15 protein-coding genes are annotated in these 16,084 nt (G+C 37.9%); 7 read left to right on the forward strand and 8 right to left on the reverse strand.

The window, feature by feature from the left end:
- The first annotated feature begins 103 nt into the window (after window positions 1-103).
- A complete protein-coding gene (locus HMPREF2574_RS02495) occupies window positions 104-307 on the forward strand; it encodes a DUF3173 family protein (RefSeq protein ID WP_000498227.1) in 204 nt (67 codons plus the stop codon).
- On the forward strand, window positions 300-1,415 hold the full coding sequence (locus HMPREF2574_RS02500; protein ID WP_001124256.1) for a site-specific integrase: 1,116 nt from the start codon (window positions 300-302) through the stop codon (window positions 1,413-1,415). The genes HMPREF2574_RS02495 and HMPREF2574_RS02500 overlap by 8 nt, the downstream gene beginning before the upstream one ends.
- A 169-nt stretch (window positions 1,416-1,584) precedes the next feature.
- Here HMPREF2574_RS02500 and rpmG read toward each other — a convergent pair whose 3' ends face one another.
- On the reverse strand, window positions 1,585-1,734 hold the full coding sequence (gene rpmG / locus HMPREF2574_RS02505; protein WP_003026692.1) for a 50S ribosomal protein L33: 150 nt from the start codon (window positions 1,732-1,734) through the stop codon (window positions 1,585-1,587).
- Window positions 1,735-1,749: 15 nt separating this feature from the next.
- The gene (gene rpmF, locus HMPREF2574_RS02510) at window positions 1,750-1,932 is read right to left on the reverse strand and encodes a 50S ribosomal protein L32 (protein ID WP_003026691.1); all 183 of its coding nucleotides are present in this window, start codon (window positions 1,930-1,932) and stop codon (window positions 1,750-1,752) included.
- A 228-nt stretch (window positions 1,933-2,160) separates the two neighbouring features.
- On the opposite strand from rpmF, the gene hisS reads away from it, so the two are divergent.
- The 4 genes from hisS to HMPREF2574_RS02530 all read left to right on the forward strand — a co-directional run bounded on the left by hisS (window position 2,161) and on the right by HMPREF2574_RS02530 (window position 6,524).
- A complete protein-coding gene (hisS, locus tag HMPREF2574_RS02515) occupies window positions 2,161-3,441 on the forward strand; it encodes a histidine--tRNA ligase (RefSeq protein WP_024053242.1) in 1,281 nt (426 codons plus the stop codon).
- An 80-nt stretch (window positions 3,442-3,521) separates the two neighbouring features.
- Complete coding sequence (locus HMPREF2574_RS02520; protein ID WP_003027825.1) at window positions 3,522-3,728, forward strand: hypothetical protein; 207 nt, start codon at window positions 3,522-3,524, stop codon at window positions 3,726-3,728.
- A 119-nt stretch (window positions 3,729-3,847) separates the two neighbouring features.
- Window positions 3,848-5,602, forward strand: a complete 1,755-nt coding sequence (gene aspS / locus HMPREF2574_RS02525; protein WP_070812164.1) for an aspartate--tRNA ligase — start codon at window positions 3,848-3,850, stop codon at window positions 5,600-5,602.
- Window positions 5,589-6,524: a YitT family protein gene (locus tag HMPREF2574_RS02530; protein WP_024053240.1), complete on the forward strand. Its 936-nt coding sequence runs from the start codon at window positions 5,589-5,591 to the stop codon at window positions 6,522-6,524. Before aspS ends, HMPREF2574_RS02530 begins: the two co-directional genes overlap by 14 nt.
- A gap of 221 nt (window positions 6,525-6,745) precedes the next feature.
- Here the strand turns inward: HMPREF2574_RS02530 and pulA are convergent, their stop codons facing one another.
- The 6 genes from pulA to HMPREF2574_RS02560 all read right to left on the reverse strand — a co-directional run bounded on the left by pulA (window position 6,746) and on the right by HMPREF2574_RS02560 (window position 14,217).
- Window positions 6,746-8,821: a type I pullulanase gene (gene pulA / locus HMPREF2574_RS02535; protein WP_070812165.1), complete on the reverse strand. Its 2,076-nt coding sequence runs from the start codon at window positions 8,819-8,821 to the stop codon at window positions 6,746-6,748.
- A 13-nt stretch (window positions 8,822-8,834) separates the two neighbouring features.
- Window positions 8,835-9,821, reverse strand: a complete 987-nt coding sequence (locus HMPREF2574_RS02540) for a LacI family DNA-binding transcriptional regulator (protein WP_003071525.1) — start codon at window positions 9,819-9,821, stop codon at window positions 8,835-8,837.
- A gap of 10 nt (window positions 9,822-9,831) precedes the next feature.
- The gene (locus tag HMPREF2574_RS02545; RefSeq protein WP_070584092.1) at window positions 9,832-10,644 is read right to left on the reverse strand and encodes a DUF1189 domain-containing protein; all 813 of its coding nucleotides are present in this window, start codon (window positions 10,642-10,644) and stop codon (window positions 9,832-9,834) included.
- A 97-nt stretch (window positions 10,645-10,741) separates the two neighbouring features.
- Window positions 10,742-11,584: a sugar ABC transporter permease gene (locus HMPREF2574_RS02550; protein WP_003026676.1), complete on the reverse strand. Its 843-nt coding sequence runs from the start codon at window positions 11,582-11,584 to the stop codon at window positions 10,742-10,744.
- Between the two features lies 1 nt (window position 11,585).
- A complete protein-coding gene (locus tag HMPREF2574_RS02555) occupies window positions 11,586-12,881 on the reverse strand; it encodes a sugar ABC transporter permease (protein ID WP_070812166.1) in 1,296 nt (431 codons plus the stop codon).
- 73 nt (window positions 12,882-12,954) lie between these two features.
- Window positions 12,955-14,217: an extracellular solute-binding protein gene (locus tag HMPREF2574_RS02560; RefSeq protein ID WP_070242133.1), complete on the reverse strand. Its 1,263-nt coding sequence runs from the start codon at window positions 14,215-14,217 to the stop codon at window positions 12,955-12,957.
- A 329-nt stretch (window positions 14,218-14,546) separates the two neighbouring features.
- Between HMPREF2574_RS02560 and malQ the strand changes: the two genes are divergently transcribed.
- Window positions 14,547-16,070, forward strand: coding sequence for a 4-alpha-glucanotransferase (malQ, locus tag HMPREF2574_RS02565; RefSeq protein WP_070584096.1), 1,524 nt, complete (start codon window positions 14,547-14,549; stop codon window positions 16,068-16,070).
- Window positions 16,071-16,084 lie beyond the last annotated feature (14 nt).

The following is a 16,084-nucleotide window of genomic DNA, read 5'->3' on the forward strand; positions in this document are numbered from 1 at the left end:
ATAAAGCTCGGTATTATGAAATAAAAAAAATGATGCAGTCGGCAAACCGCATCACATATAAAAACAACTAGTTATATTATAACATGAAAAGGAGAAAAATGCTATGTTCGTAACAAAAGAAGATTTGAAAAAATTAGGTTTTGGAAATTATCAGGCTTACAGTTTGATTAAACAGGCTAAGGCTTTGATGGTACAAAAGGGCTTTGCTTACTATAATTCCAAGGGTTTGGGTCAAGTTCCTGTTGAAGCTGTTGAGGAAATTTTGGGTACAAAATTAAATTTTGAGGAAGTGGAAGAATATGCCTAAAATCCCTCATGTATATTATGACAAGGCTAGTAGTTCTTATTATGCGGTTGCTTCTCTAGGTTTTGATGAAGTGACCGGTAAAAGAATGCAGAAAAAGAAAAGAGGGTTTAAAACTCAAACAGAAGCCAAGAAATGGTATGATGATTTTATAGCGAAACACTCGAAAAAAGCTATTGTACATGGTGCAACTTTAACAGTTGAGTTATTTTTGGAAAAGTATTTTGTACCTCACTATAAGAATAAAGTAACTGCTAGGACATTTATGACCTTTTCTTCCAAGTTGAAAAGATTGAAATATTTTTATCCTATGAAAATGGTTGATGTTAAGCCTATTCATATAAAAAAATGGCATACAGACATTTTGGAAGAGGGGTTATCTAATAACTATTTGAAAGACTTACATCAAACAGTAAAAGAGTTGTTTGATATGGCTCTTACTTTGGGTGTTGTGAGTGAAAATCCTGCTCGGCAGGTTGGAAATATGAAGAGGACTAGAAAAAAGGTTGATTTTTGGACAAAAGAAGAATTTGAAAAATTTATCAAAACATTTGAAAAAAATGATGTTGTAGAACATTTGAAATATACCTGTTTTCTATTTCTCTTTATGACAGGATTGAGGATTAGTGAATTACAAGCCTTAACGTGGGAAGATGTTGATTTTGAAAATAAAGCTGTACAAGTCAATAAGTCTATGTTTTATCAAAATAAAAATAATTGGCAAATTAACCCCACAAAAACTTTTTCAAGTAATAGAAAAATCTATCTTGATGCCATGACGATTAAGGCGCTATCCTCATGGAAAAATCATCAGAAACAGCTAGGAAAAATAAGTTTTGTCTTTTCTTATAACTGTTTACCTGTGACTAAGACAATGCTTGCTAATAGCATGAAGAAACATGGGAAAATGGCAGGTGTTAAAAGTATTCGTATTCATGATTTAAGACACTCCCATGCTAGTCTGTTGCTCTCTTTGGGTATGAATGACCTAGAACTTAAAAATAGGCTAGGTCATGCAGATATACAGACGACTTTGGGAGTATATTCCCATCTTCGCCCTTCTGCTATGAAAGAGGTAGCGGATAAACTAGAGGGGGTAATATCACTTTAATTTCAATCACGGCTTTCGTATCACTAGCGAAGTCTGTTATACGAAAACGGAGATTATAAAAAGGTAGCAAGATTGTATCTTACTACCTTTTTTGTTACCAAAATGTTCCCACTCGGCTATTATTAAGTGTTTAAACGTTGATTTAACGCTATTTTCACTAATTTAACTCTTATTTAACCTCAGTAAACACTACATGTTTACGTAATTTTGGTGAGTATTTCTTCAATTGAAGACGGTCTGGAGTGTTGCGTTTGTTTTTAGAAGTAAGGTACAAGCGTTCACCAGATGCTTTGTGTTCAAGTGTGATATTTACGCGCATGATAGCTCCCTTCTATTATTCTGCTGCTGCAGCTTTGGCGATTTTACGTCCTTTGTAGTATCCTTTGAGGGATACACGGTGAGAACGTGAGTAATCTCCAGTAGTTTCGTCAAAATGTACAGATGGAGCTGTAATTTTGTAGTGAGTGCGGCGTTTGTTTTTCTTCGCTTTTGAAGTGCGACGTGCAGGTACTGCCATTTTCTTTATTCTCCTTTTAATATAAGTTCGATTCAATCTCTTTGATTTTCATCAACTGTAATAGTATATCAAAAAAAAATTGTAAAGTAAAGTTACTTGACAGATTTTCTTTTATTTTTTGGAAAATGGCAGAGCATGCTAGCTTTTTAGAGAAAATATACCGAAACAGTCCTCAAAATCTGTTACTTGTGGTAAAATAATTATATTATATGAATGAAGAGGAAAGCTATGAAATTACAAAAACCGAAAGGGACTCAGGATATTCTCCCTCAAGAGTCTGTCAAATGGCAATATGTAGAAGAATTTGCTCGCAAAACATTTAAAAAATATCATTACGCAGAAATTCGCACCCCACTATTTGAGCATTATGAAGTGATTAGTCGTTCTGTTGGAGATACGACTGACATTGTAACCAAAGAAATGTATGATTTTTATGACAAAGGCGACCGTCATATCACATTACGCCCAGAAGGAACAGCACCAGTTGTGCGTTCTTATGTGGAAAATAAACTCTTTGCCCCAGAAGTCCAAAAGCCGGTGAAACTTTATTATATGGGTTCTATGTTTCGTTATGAGCGTCCACAGGCAGGGCGTTTGCGTGAGTTTCATCAGATTGGTGTAGAGTGTTTTGGCTCCAATAATCCTGCGACTGATGTAGAGACGATTGCCATGGCAGCTCAATTTTTCAATGAAATTGGTATTCAAGGTGTAACGTTGCAGTTGAATAGTTTGGGGAATGCGAAGAGTCGCGCCACTTATCGTCAAGCATTGATTGATTATTTGACGCCGTTGAAAGACAGTCTTTCTAAAGATAGTCAGCGTCGTCTGGAAGAAAATCCTCTCCGTGTGCTAGACAGTAAGGAAAAAGAAGATAAACTCGCTGTTGAAAATGCACCCTCTATTCTGGATTATCTAGATGAGGAAAGCCAAACTCATTTTCAAGCTGTGCGTTCGATGTTGGAAGCACTGGGAATTCCTTATGTTATCAATACCAATATGGTCCGCGGATTGGATTATTACAATCACACGATTTTTGAATTTACTGCAGATGTAGCCGGTAATGAACTGACTATTTGTGCAGGCGGTCGTTATGATAGCCTTGTTGCTTATTTTGGTGGACCAGAGACGGCTGGATTTGGCTTTGGGATGGGCGTAGAACGTCTGCTCCTCGTTCTTGAAAAGCAGGGTGTAGCCTTGCCGCTAGAGGATAGTTTGGACGTTTATATTGCGGTTCTGGGAGACGGTGCTAATAACAAAGCTTTGGAAATTGTACAAGCACTTCGCAAGCAAGGATTTACAGCTGAACGTGATTATTTAAATCGTAAGTTAAAAGCGCAATTCAAGTCAGCAGATACTTTCTCTGCTAAGACTTTGATAACTCTTGGTGAAAGTGAGATTGAAAGCAATCAAGTTATCATCAAAAACAATCAAACTCGTGAAGAATTGACAGTCAGCTTAAATCAGATTCAAAAAGATTTTCAAACAATTTTTGAACAACTGGGGTTTTAATTTAAAAAGGGAGAAAGCCAGTCAAATGGCTTTTTTCTCTCATAACATAGTAGAATGTTGAAGTAGAAGTGGAGAGAACAATGAAAAAAATAATCATTCCGTCTGTAATTCAGTTTCTAATTGTTTTTTTGATTATAGGAGGAATTGCCTATTTTGTAAGAGGGGATTTCTTTTTTCGGTTTTTAGCACCGATTTTTGGCTTGGCAGCAGGGCTATTGCGCTTAGCATCAAGTTATGTGGTCAAGGTTTTGCATCCTGAATTATATGACAAAGAAAGTAAGAGGTGAGTCGTCATCTTCTTTTGTAAAAATATTACGTTAAGATATGAAGATTTTGAAAAGCATGTCTTCTTTTTCATCGCTTTTGTGGTAAAATAGTAAAAGAATTAAAAGTTTGGAGAATAAAAATGAAACGTTCAATGTATGTCGGGCGTGTTCGTAGTGAACATGTTGGTCAAAAAATCACTTTGAAAGGTTGGGTGTCCCGTCGTCGTGACTTGGGAGGACTGATTTTCATTGATTTGCGTGACCGTGAAGGCATAATGCAGCTAGTTATCAATCCTGAAAATGTGGATAAAGAAGTCATGGAAACCGCTGAAAGTTTGCGAAGCGAATATGTGATCGAAGTGACTGGAAAAGTAGAAGTCCGTACGCAGGCGAATGATAAATTGGCAACAGGAGCTGTTGAATTACACGTGGAGCATTTGACAGTTCTCAATACGGCCAAAACGACTCCATTTGAAATCAAAGACGGTATTGAAGCGAATGATGATACCCGTCTCCGTTACCGTTATTTAGACCTTCGTCGTCCTGAAATGTTGGCAAATTTGAAATTACGAGCTAAAGTAACACATTCAATTCGTAATTACTTAGATGAGCTTGAATTTATTGATGTGGAAACGCCGTTTCTTACTAAGTCAACTCCAGAAGGGGCGCGTGATTATTTGGTACCAAGTCGAGTGAACCAAGGTCATTTCTATGCACTGCCACAAAGTCCTCAAATTACCAAGCAACTGTTGATGAATGCTGGATTTGATCGGTATTATCAAATTGTAAAATGCTTTCGTGATGAGGATTTACGTGGAGACCGTCAACCAGAGTTTACACAGGTTGACTTAGAAACTTCTTTCCTATCTGATCAAGAAATCCAGGATATTACAGAAGGCTTGATTGCTCGAGTGATGAAAGAAACAAAGGGGATTGAGGTTTCTCTGCCCTTCCCACGCATGAACTATGATGATGCAATGGCTTTGTATGGAAGTGATAAGCCAGATACACGTTTTGAGATGCTGTTACAAGACTTGACAGGGATTGTCAAGAAAGTTGACTTCAAAGTTTTCTCAGAAGCACCAGCCGTTAAAGCTATTGTTGTGAAAAATGCAGCTGACAGCTATTCGCGGAAAGATATAGATAAGTTGACAGAGCAAGCAAAACAGTATGGAGCAAAAGGGCTTGCTTGGGTGAAGGTGGCATCAGGTGAATTAAACGGCCCAGTTGCTAAGTTTCTGAAAGACTTGACAAGTGAGTTGACAGATGCTTTACAGCTTGAAGACAATGATTTGGTTCTTTTTGTAGCTGATACTCTAGAAGTTGCCAATGCATCCTTGGGAGCTCTTCGTGTTCGTCTTGCAAAAGATTTGGGCTTGATTGATGAATCGAGATTTAATTATCTTTGGGTTGTGGATTGGCCAATGTTTGAATGGTCGGAAGAAGAAGGTCGCTATATGAGTGCGCACCATCCATTCACTCTTCCACAAGCAGACACAGCTCATGAATTAGAAGGTGATTTGAGCAAGGTTCGTGCTATTGCTTATGATATTGTCTTGAATGGTTATGAATTGGGTGGTGGAAGTCTTCGTATTAACCACAAAGATTTGCAAGAACGAATGTTTAAAGCTCTTGGTTTTTCTGAAGAAGAAGCTACTGATCAATTTGGTTTCTTGCTAGAAGCAATGGATTATGGTTTTCCACCGCATGGTGGATTGGCAATTGGGCTAGATCGTTTTGTCATGTTGCTGGCTGGCGAGGAAAATATCCGTGAAGTGATTGCTTTCCCTAAAAACAACAAAGCAAGTGATCCAATGACTCAGGCGCCAAGCATAGTCGACGCTAAACAACTTGAAGAATTAAGTTTACAAGTAGAAACTCATGAAGAAAAGTAAGATTTACAAACGATTGCGTTATTATTTGCGCCGTCTAGCCTATGATTTTAAGTTGATACGAGTACTTAAGAGTATTTCTCGTGAGAAGTACGATGAAAAGATTTCTGCTTCGCTCATTTATGGTTTTCTATCTGCGGTTGCAGTGAATCTTTTCTTTCAATCGGGACATGTTTATTCAAGCGGTGCGACTGGATTGGCACAGATTTTAGCCGCTTTAAGTACGCGTTTTTTAGGATTTACTATTCCGGTTTCTGTGACTTTCTATCTCATCAATATCCCGCTGATGATTTTAGCTTGGTATCAAATTGGGCACAAATTTACGGTATTTACTTTTATAACCGTTTCCATGAGTTCGCTGTTTATCCAGTTTGTTCCTGAAGTGACCTTAACAAATGACCCGATTATCAATGCTTTGTTTGGTGGGGTTATCATGGGAATGGGAATCGGCTTTGCTTTGCGTTCCAATATTTCTAGTGGTGGGACGGATATTGTCAGCTTGACGGTTCGGAAGAAAACCGGTAGAAATGTGGGAAATATTTCCTTTATGGTCAATGGCATGATTATGATTATTGCCGGTGTGACTTTCGGCTGGAAATATGCACTATATTCGATGATTACGATTTTTGTGTCAAGCCGTGTGACAGATGCAGTCTTTACTAAGCAAAAGAAGATGCAGGCGATGATTATTACCAGTCATCCCGAAGAAGTTATTGATAAAATTCATAACAAATTGCATCGTGGTGCAACCATGGTTAATGGTGCAGAAGGAACTTACAATCATGAGAAAAAGACTGTTTTGATTACAGTCATTACGCATGCTGAATTTAATGAATTTAAACATATTATGCGTAAAACCGATCCGCATGCTTTTGTATCGGTAGCAGATAATGTTCACATTCTTGGGCGTTTCGTAGAAGAATAAAACATCAGATTGGCTAGTTTGGTCAATCTGATGTTTTTTGTTATATGACTTGCAGTCCGTCTCGCGGCCTTCGGTGCGGGACAAATAGAGGATGGGCAAAAACAAGCATAAAAGCAAAAAGGCTTAGAATCTGATTTAAATAAATCTTGATTTTAAGCCTTTTATGATGTCGTTGATTATTTATTTCAGATTAAAAATGGTGTTTTTGCCCAGCCTCACGATTATTTAAGTACGAGAACTTGTTTTGCAGGAACAGTATATTGTTTTTGGATTTCCTGAATGGGGGTATCAAGGTTGATTTTTGGATATTGGATAAAGATAGCTTGTTTTTCTTGATTTTGATAAGCAATATCTTCATTTCCAAAATTGATGAGGATAGTAATTTGTTCTTTTTGCCTTTTAATTTTGTATTCAACAAGGACATCGGTGAGCCATTGGACAGAGCAAAAGTCAAGGATTTCTGTCGTTGTTTCCAAACCGAGAAGCGGATTTGCTTTTCTGAATTGGATCAACTGGCGAACAAAATCTACGTCTTTCTCATATTCAATTGAGCGTAGCCAATCAAGACGGTTGATGGCGTCTTGAGCATTATAAGTATTATCCATGAGGTTTTTACTACGGAAAAACTCTTGCCCACTATGGATGAACGGTACCCCTTGAGCTAACAAAGTAATATGCAAAGCGAGTCGTGCATCTGCTAACCGCTCATTTAGAGAGATATCTGGCTTTTTAATTGCAAAATAATCAAAAGCCGTTGCATCGTCATGGCATTCCACGTAGTTGATAGCTTGCTGGGGTGCGATAAAATGTGCTGTTTCCGTTAATCCAACATTAGCTGTCAATACATTTTCTATCGTATCTATTGGTTTGGAATCTTGGATTTGACTGCCTTCTAAAATTGTTTCTTTGATTGTATTGCGGAAGTGGTCGCTGAAAAAACCATAGCTTGGTAACTGAGCGGCGTTGAATTGATGTGCAAGCCGATTGCTATCCAGTCCGGTGGCCATACGCCACCCTTCTCCGTACAAATAAACATTTGGATAAAGAAACTTCAATTCCTCTGCGATTTGTTTCATGGTTTCCATATCTAGAATGCCCATGAGGTCAAAGCGGAAGCCGTCCATTCCATAAAGAGTTAGCCATTGTTTGAGGGAATGCTTAATATAGCTACGAACCATTGCCCGCTCACTTGCTACGTCGTTCCCACAGAAAGTCCCATTTGTTAAATTGGCATTGTGATCATAGCGGAAGAAATAGCCTGGGACAATTTTTTCAAAAGCATAGGTTTGGGGATTGTAGACATGATTGTAAACGACGTCCATGATAACACTGATGTCGGCTTGATGATAAGCAGCGATTGCTCCTTGCAATTCAACGATTCTTGTATAAGGATCATGTGGATTCGTTGCAAAACTACCGTCAGGAAGATTGTATTGCATAGGGTCGTAGCCCCAGTTATACACGAGTTCTGGATGGTTTTCATCAACACTGCCAAAATCATACACTGGCATGAGTTGGATATGAGTAATACCCAGTTGTTTGACATAATCCATTCCCAAAGTGTGTTCTTGTAAATCAGGAGACTCTGTTAGGGACTTGAATTTCCCAGAGTAGGTAAATCCTGCTTCTTTTTGCATGGAAAAATCTCTCACACTCATCTCGTAGATAACAGCTTTTGTTATTGGAATTTGTGTTGCTGCTCGGTGAATTGGGCGAGTAATTTTCTCTGGATTGACAACATAACTAACACCAGAATTGCTTTCAGAAGATAGGGCATAAGGGTCGTGGACTTCCACCCAATGACCATTCACTTTGTGTAGATAGTAATAAGCAGCCCCATCAAAATCTCCAGAGACCTCTGTTTGCCAAACGCCCTTTTCACCAAGTGTCATCGGATAAACTTGATTTTGTAAATGGAGCAAAACTTGCTCGGAAATAGGAGCCCAGAGTTTAAAAGTCGTTACTTTAGGAGTGTAATGAGCTCCTAAGTCATCGCCATCATAAGCAAAGGTCTGGTCAAAAATCGGTTTTCTCACAATATGGCGAAATTGCAAAAAGGTTTTATTGCGATCTTGGTCGTAAATCCAATAATGACTGGTTAAATCTAACGGCTCAAGAGGAGCAAGACTGTATTGCACGAAGTCATCTTGTTCTTTCAGAGTTCTTATCTGTAAGGTTTGTGTGCTATCAATCGTTTCGATTGTAAATTGTAATTGTTCAGTATAAAATTGTTTTTCTAACTCGATCGTGATGAGACTTTGGTCATCTAAGTAGGCTTGGAATGTTCGGAAAGCCATAAACTTCCTTTCTTTATTGTTCAATAATGCGATGTGGAATTACTTGGCGATAACAAATTTGTCGATTTTCTTTGGTATCATTGATAATTTGCAGGATAGTTTTAAAAGAAATCCGCCCCAGTTCTAGCGTATTAATATCAACATAAGCTGCCAAGTCAAGTTTGGGTTTAATAGAGTCAAAAGCTAGAGTAGGAATAGATAATTGATTTTGATTTAAATAGTTGCAGACCCCTTCTGCTAGCATGCTATCTGTTGTGATAATCGCATCAATTTTTGAATCATGATTTAGAAGATGTTTTGTGAATTGATATCCTTTTTCTTCCAAAAATTCATTTGCAAATGCTGTGTTTTGAGGATCAAGCTCTAAGTGGTAATCTTCCAGCGCTTTTTGATACCCTTTATAACGATCTTGCGTTACAAATAGTCTTTTACTACCACCGATAAAAGCAATATTGCGGCAGCCTTTTTTGATAAAATATTCTGTTGCATCATATCCAGCTTGGATATTGTCATTATCCACCAAAGGAATAAACGGAGAAAGAGATTTTCCTAAAATTAAGAAAGGAAATTGTTCCTCACTAACCATTTTCACTAATGGATCATTTTCCTGAGAATAGAGAAAAATGAGCCCGTCCACACGTTTCCCTAGAACCATTTGGGAAATAGCTTCCATACGCTCTTTTTCATTTTTCCCGGTCGCAATTTGAATAGCGTAGTGAAATTCAGAAGCTACCTGAGCAATCCCACGAAATACTGAAGGGAAAAATGGATTTTGATAAAAAGCATCGGAATCATCAGGTAAAACAACACCAATGACTTGTGTGTAACTGCTAACAAGACTACGTGCATTGAGATTAGGATGATAATTCAATTCCTTCATAGCTTTACGGACTCTTTTTTTGGTCTCATCGCTGATGCTGGATTTATTTTGGACAACACGGGTAACGGTAGAAGGCGAAACTCCTGCCAATTTAGCAACTTCTTTAATAGTAACTCGCATAAAAAACCTCCTACTTTTTCATTTTTTCATCACGGAAATGTGTCCGATAGAAAATAATGACGAGATAAAGCACAAAAAGAATGTTTTGAATGGTAATCATAGTGGTCATGGCTTGACCGAACAATAACCCTGCTGCAACAGCAATCAAAGTTGGCAAACCTAAACAATTCAAAGCAAAATGATAGCATTCTTTGACGGTTTTAAAAGAAAAAAGACGTGATTTTTTCGTTAAATAAAGGAAAAAGGTAGCTCCTAAGATGATGATGAAGAAATTCAGTGTCAAAAGACCGCCAGAAAGGAGAACGAGAAATAGACTGACTGTCACACGATTTTGTTGAAACCAATCTTGTGAAATGGCGGCACTGAGCGACTTTTTATTTTTTAGAGCAGCTTGATTGATATGCTGATATTGAATGTCTGCCAGTTTTTTTCCTTTTTTGCTGATAATCAGTTGTTTGGATCCAAAAGCAAGTGTTAGTTTTTCTCCTAAGGTAGACTGTTCTTTCCCTAGAAGGACAGTTCCTGCTTTGCTATTGTGAGTTGATTGCTGACCAGCATAGCTGAATTGATAATTTTCTATTTTAGCATTCTCTGTGATATCGTCCATTACTTCCTTTGTAACAGGGTCAAAAACACCATCTACAAAAGTAGTGAGTGGATAAGTCTTGAGAGACGCGTTTTGCACAGCAACTGGTATTATGGATAAGGAAATTAAAAAGATGCTTGTAAAAATCAATTGAAACCAGGTCAGTAATTTTCGGTTGGCAAAAGGCTTTTTAAAACCGTAAATACTAGAAAAATAATTAAATGGATAAGGTAGCATAAGACACTCTTTCTAAAAATTTATAATCAGGTAATGGCTAATAAAGCAAAGTTTATTAGCTATCATACAACTATAAATAAAAGAGGGTGGGACAAGATTATCCCTTGTCGCCACCACTTGTTAAACCAGATACAAAGTTCTTTTGTAGGAAGAAGAATAAGATACAGATTGGCAAAGCAATCAAGATAGCACCTGCTGAGAAGTAAGCAATCTTCAAATTCTTCACATCACTAACAAAGGTTTGTAAACCAACAGCAACTGTATAGAATTCTTTTTCACGAAGTAAGAAACTAGATAAGATGTAGTCTCCGAATGGTCCCATGAAAGCCCAGAGAGCTTGTACAGCAATCATTGGACGAACGAGTGGCAGTACAATTTGCCAGAAGCGTCTGAAGTGACCAGCACCGTCCAATTTAGCGGACTCATCAAGCGAGATAGGCACAGTATCAAAGTACCCTTTCATGAGCCAAGCGTTCATTGGGATACCACCGCCGACATAAAGGAAGATGAGGAACCAACTGTGGTTGAGCGCATTTAACATCAAAGCCATAACGAAGAAAGCGGTCAGGGCAGCCATTGTTGGCACCATTTGAATGATTAAGAAGAAGACCAGACTTTGTTTTCTAGCTAGGAAATTATAACGACTATAAGCGTAACCAGCTAGTACAACTATACTTGTTTGGATAATCATTGTCAAGATAGCAATGATTAAAGTGTTAAAGTACCAAGTCCCATAAAGAGTTTCAGTAAAAAGCTTGCTAAAGTTTTCTAGGCTAAAATTAATATCTGTATCTAGCTTAAACGCAAGGACATTCCCTGTCTTGAAAGCAGACATAATCGTAATCAAGAGAGGATAGATAATGATAATAGATAAAGCCACTAGATAGAAATAAGTTAAAAAGTGGTTTAAACGGCGTTTAAATTTAATAGAATTATTCATCTTACACATCCTCCATATCAAATGCATGTAGTTTCTTGAACGCAATCATGGAGATTGAAATCACAATAAGAGAAATGATAAGTGTTACCGCAGCAGCCATTGAGTATTGAGGAGCTGCACCTGTCGTTAAACGATAAATCCATGAAATGAGGATGTCAGTTGAACCTGCACCACCACCAACTGTACCAGGACCGCCATCATTAAAGAGGTACATGATAGAGAAGTTGTTGAAGTTGAAAGTATACTGACTGATGAGTGTAGGAGCAGCAACTGCTAAAATCATTGGGAAAGTGATATTGAGGAATTTTTGCCATGCATTTGCACCATCAATGTAAGCTGCTTCGTAAAGATCGTTTGGAATGGATTGCAAGATACCAAGTGTCAATACATAAATGTAAGGGAAACCAAGCCAACCTTGCATCATAATTAGAGCAATTTTAGTCCAGGTCGGATCTGTTTTCCAAGGAATCAGATGTCCATTTAAGAATGGCAATACTTTACCAAGAAGCGGAATAACTTGGGTATTGATTGCACCGATACTATCGTTGAACATGTTACTGAAAGTTAAGATAGTGATGAATGCTGGGACAGCCCAAGGCAGTAGGAAGATAACGCCGAAAATGCGTTTTCCTTTAATAAATGGTTGGTTTGCAATAATAGCGGTAAAAATACCAATAACGATTTGGATAGTTGAGGCAGCCAGTGCCCAGATAATAGTCCAACCAAGAACGGCTCCAAAAGCAGAACGGAAAGTGCTAAGTCGCCAAATATTAGTGAAGTTTGTCACGCCAACCCAATCCAAGAGCTTGGTTGGAGGCAAATGTTGGAAATCATAGTTTGTAAAGGCGATTAAAAGAGTGACCAATACAGGGAAAATGATAGCAAAAGTCATTGCAATATATGAAGGAATAATCAATAGGTAAGGAAAACCATTAGCGTAAATTCCTTTTAACATATCTTTGAAAGTCGTAGGAACTGGATAATCATTATTCCAACGTTTCGCAATAGTATAAGCATCTTTTAGATTGAGAGCATAAAAGATGAAATAAACAATGACAAGAATAAAGTGGAATGCACCACGAATCAGCATGAAAAGAGAGTTATCGCGTCCAGGCATCTCACCGAGAGTAATTAAGTTTCCTAACTCAGGAGCAGCAATGGCGAAAAAGTAAATCAAAAATAAAATGGTAACTCCTAAAAAGATAGCCCCTTTTGCTTTTTGTTTATTATAAATTTGCCCAAGTCCTGGGATGAGGGAGAGCAGCAATGCTTTACGTGGCTGTTGTTGTGTAGTCATCAGAGTCTCCTTTTTCTAAAATATAGAACTCGACTGGTGCTGCCAATCGAGTTCTATCCTACCTCAATCTGTTTTATTTTTTACCAAATTTTTGATTGATAGTATCTTTAATCAATTTAACGGCATCATTTACAGCGGCTTTAGTATCTTTTTTTCCACTTACAGCATCAAAGAGCATACTTGCTGCTGGATCCCATACAGTACTCATTTCAGAGATATTTGGCATAGGTTGAGCAGATTGGAATTGTTTAATAACAGCTGAAGTCAATTCATCATTCTTTCCTTCAGCGTATTTACGAGCCTCTGTGTTTGCAGGTACTTCGTTTGTAGCATCATAGAAAGCGTTTTGTTGTTCAGTCGAAGTCAAGAAGTTAACAAACTTTTGAGCTGTTTTGGCATTTTTAGATCCTGCAGGGATGACCCAAGCTTTACCACCACCAAAGGCTTGATAGTTTTTACCATTTGGAAGTGTAGGAATAGTGGCAACACCATAGTTCACTTTAGCTTCTTTGAATGATGCGGCTTTCCAAGGGCCTTCAATGATAGCAGCTGTTTTACCTGATTGGAATTGAGTTTGAATTAAGTTTGCGGCACCTTTAGTATCTTGCATTCCTTTTGGCCATTTTGCATACCAATTTTTAGCGTATTCAACACCTTTGATAGAACCGTCATTTGCAAGTCCAATGTCTTTAGGATCGGTACCGTTCTTACCAAAGACATATCCACCATTACCCGCTAACAGACCATAAGCATAATAGAAGTTTGTCCAGTCAGCGAGGAAAGCAGTTGTTTTGCCATTTTCGTTAGCAAAAGCATATTTGCTGTCTTTTGCCAGTTCTTCTAATTCAGCAAATGTAGTTGGAGCTTTAGAAACAAGGTCTTTATTGTAGTACATTACTAATGTTTCGATAACAGCAGGAGCACCATAAGTTTTACCTTTTGTTGTTACGAGTGCTTTGGTAGTATCATCTGTCATTGAACCTTTATCAAGTTTCATTTCAGAAAGTTGGCCGTCTGAACCGAGACTACCTACGCGGTCATATGGAGACATCATAACGTCTGGAGCTTTGCCAGATTGGTTGTCAAGTGAAAGATTTTCAAGACCTTTAAGTTGGTCGCCAGTTTTAATAGTAACTTTTGTTCCACTTTCTTTTTCAAAAGCAGCAGCAGCTTTCTTCATGTAGCCTTCGTATTGTTTTTCTACGTAAACAGTGAGGTTTTTACCATCACCAGAAGAAGCTGATTTATTATTTTTGCTACCGCAAGCTACTAGTAACAAACTAGCCAATCCTACAGTTCCAAGAACTGCAACACTTTTCAACATTTTACGTTTCATGATTTATTCCTCCTAAAGAATAAAATAATAAGATAACAATTTAGAATAGTTTGCGCAAACGTTTTCTTAAACTATGCTTAGTATACCACAAATAGAAAACGGTTGCAACACTTTTTTAAAAAAATCTTAAAAATTTTTTATTTTCCACTCCAAAAATCATGATAGAATATAGAAGAAAATGATTCAATTATCCGAAATATTTTAAAAATTTACAAAAAAACTAGAAAAATGGTTGCACACATGTCGGAATTAAGTTATAATCAAATCAACGCAAACGTTTTCGTTAAATGAATGCAAAATTTAACAGAAAAATTTATTGAGGTGATAAGATGAAAGAGCGTCAAAGTGGTGTTCTCATGCATATTTCTTCTCTTCCAGGGAAATACGGAATCGGCTCATTTGGGAAAAGTGCTTACGATTTTGTGGATTTCTTGGTAAGAACAAAGCAACGCTACTGGCAAATTTTGCCTTTAGGCACGACCAGTTATGGAGATTCTCCATATCAATCTTTCTCTGCATTTGCGGGAAATACACATTTTATTGATTTTGATCGATTGATTGAAGAAGGATTGCTTGTGCAAAGTGATCTTGAAGGGTTAGACTTTGGTCAAGATCCAAGAAAAGTAGATTATGCGAAAGTGTTTAACAATCGCAGGCCTGTTTTGGAAAAAGCTGTGAAACGTTTCTTAGAACGTGGAGACTTAGCAGCCTATGAAAAATTTGTAGCAGATAATGCATCATGGCTTGAAGTGTTTGCTGAATACATGGCGATTAAAGAGCATTTCGACTTGAAAGCTTGGACGGAATGGCCAGATGCAGCGGTACGTCGTCGTGAAGCGTCTAGCTTGGCAACTTATCGCGAAAAGCTAGCTGATCGATTGACCTATCATCGTGTTACGCAATATCTCTTCTTCAAACAATGGTTAGAATTGAAAAATTATGCTAACGACCATCATATTGAAATCGTTGGTGATATGCCAATCTATGTGGCAGCTGATAGCTGTGATGTTTGGGCGCAACCGCATTTCTTTAAAACAGATGAATTAGGACAGCCTACATGTGTAGCAGGATGTCCGCCAGATGAATTCTCTGCGACCGGTCAACTTTGGGGAAACCCAATTTATGACTGGAAGGCAATGGATGAAGATGGGTATAGCTGGTGGATTGAACGCTTGCGTGAGAGTTTCAAAATCTACGATGTGGTTCGTATCGATCATTTTCGTGGTTTTGAATCTTATTGGGAAATCCCTGCTGGATCCGATACAGCCGCTCCTGGTAAATGGGTGAAAGGCCCTGATTACGCTTTGTTTAAAGCTGTGAAGGAAGAATTGGGTGAACTAAACATCATCGCCGAGGATTTGGGCTTTATGACTGATGAAGTAATTGCTTTACGTGAAAAAACGGGTTTCCCTGGTATGAAAGTGACTCAATTCGCCTTTAATCCAAATGATGAAAGCATTGATAGTCCACATCTTGCTCCGAACAATTCTGTTATGTACACAGGGACACACGACAACAATACTGTTCTTGGTTGGTACCGTGATGAGATTGATGATGCTACACGTGAATATATGGCTCAATACACCAATCGCAAGGAATATGAAACAGTTCCTCATGCAATGTTACGAACTATCTTTGCTTCTGTCAGCTTTATGGCAATTGCAACCATGCAAGATTTATTAGAGTTAGACAGTTCAGCTCGTATGAACTATCCATCAACTATCGGTGGCAATTGGTCATGGCGTATGACAGCAGATGAATTGGACCTCGTGATTGAAGCAGAGTTATACAGCTTGACGAAAACATATCGTCGTTTAAATAAAAAATTATTAAAGAAAGAGAATGAATTGTAACGTTCTTTTCTAGG

It is taken from the genome of Streptococcus sp. HMSC034E12, from assembly GCF_001835915.1.
GTDB classification, from domain to species: Bacteria; Bacillota; Bacilli; order Lactobacillales; family Streptococcaceae; genus Streptococcus; species Streptococcus vaginalis.

Bases quoted from the DNA above. Each gene is read 5' to 3' on its own strand.
- HMPREF2574_RS02495 (WP_000498227.1), top strand. From the start codon at position 104: ATGTTCGTAACAAAAGAAGATTTGAAAAAATTAGGTTTTGGAAATTAT.
- HMPREF2574_RS02500 (WP_001124256.1), top strand. From the start codon at position 300: ATGCCTAAAATCCCTCATGTATATTATGACAAGGCTAGTAGTTCTTAT.
- rpmG (WP_003026692.1), bottom strand. From the start codon at position 1,734: ATGCGCGTAAATATCACACTTGAACACAAAGCATCTGGTGAACGCTTG.
- rpmF (WP_003026691.1), bottom strand. From the start codon at position 1,932: ATGGCAGTACCTGCACGTCGCACTTCAAAAGCGAAGAAAAACAAACGC.
- hisS (WP_024053242.1), top strand. From the start codon at position 2,161: ATGAAATTACAAAAACCGAAAGGGACTCAGGATATTCTCCCTCAAGAG.
- HMPREF2574_RS02520 (WP_003027825.1), top strand. From the start codon at position 3,522: ATGAAAAAAATAATCATTCCGTCTGTAATTCAGTTTCTAATTGTTTTT.
- aspS (WP_070812164.1), top strand. From the start codon at position 3,848: ATGAAACGTTCAATGTATGTCGGGCGTGTTCGTAGTGAACATGTTGGT.
- HMPREF2574_RS02530 (WP_024053240.1), top strand. From the start codon at position 5,589: ATGAAGAAAAGTAAGATTTACAAACGATTGCGTTATTATTTGCGCCGT.
- pulA (WP_070812165.1), bottom strand. From the start codon at position 8,821: ATGGCTTTCCGAACATTCCAAGCCTACTTAGATGACCAAAGTCTCATC.
- HMPREF2574_RS02540 (WP_003071525.1), bottom strand. From the start codon at position 9,821: ATGCGAGTTACTATTAAAGAAGTTGCTAAATTGGCAGGAGTTTCGCCT.
- HMPREF2574_RS02545 (WP_070584092.1), bottom strand. From the start codon at position 10,644: ATGCTACCTTATCCATTTAATTATTTTTCTAGTATTTACGGTTTTAAA.
- HMPREF2574_RS02550 (WP_003026676.1), bottom strand. From the start codon at position 11,584: ATGAATAATTCTATTAAATTTAAACGCCGTTTAAACCACTTTTTAACT.
- HMPREF2574_RS02555 (WP_070812166.1), bottom strand. From the start codon at position 12,881: ATGACTACACAACAACAGCCACGTAAAGCATTGCTGCTCTCCCTCATC.
- HMPREF2574_RS02560 (WP_070242133.1), bottom strand. From the start codon at position 14,217: ATGAAACGTAAAATGTTGAAAAGTGTTGCAGTTCTTGGAACTGTAGGA.
- malQ (WP_070584096.1), top strand. From the start codon at position 14,547: ATGAAAGAGCGTCAAAGTGGTGTTCTCATGCATATTTCTTCTCTTCCA.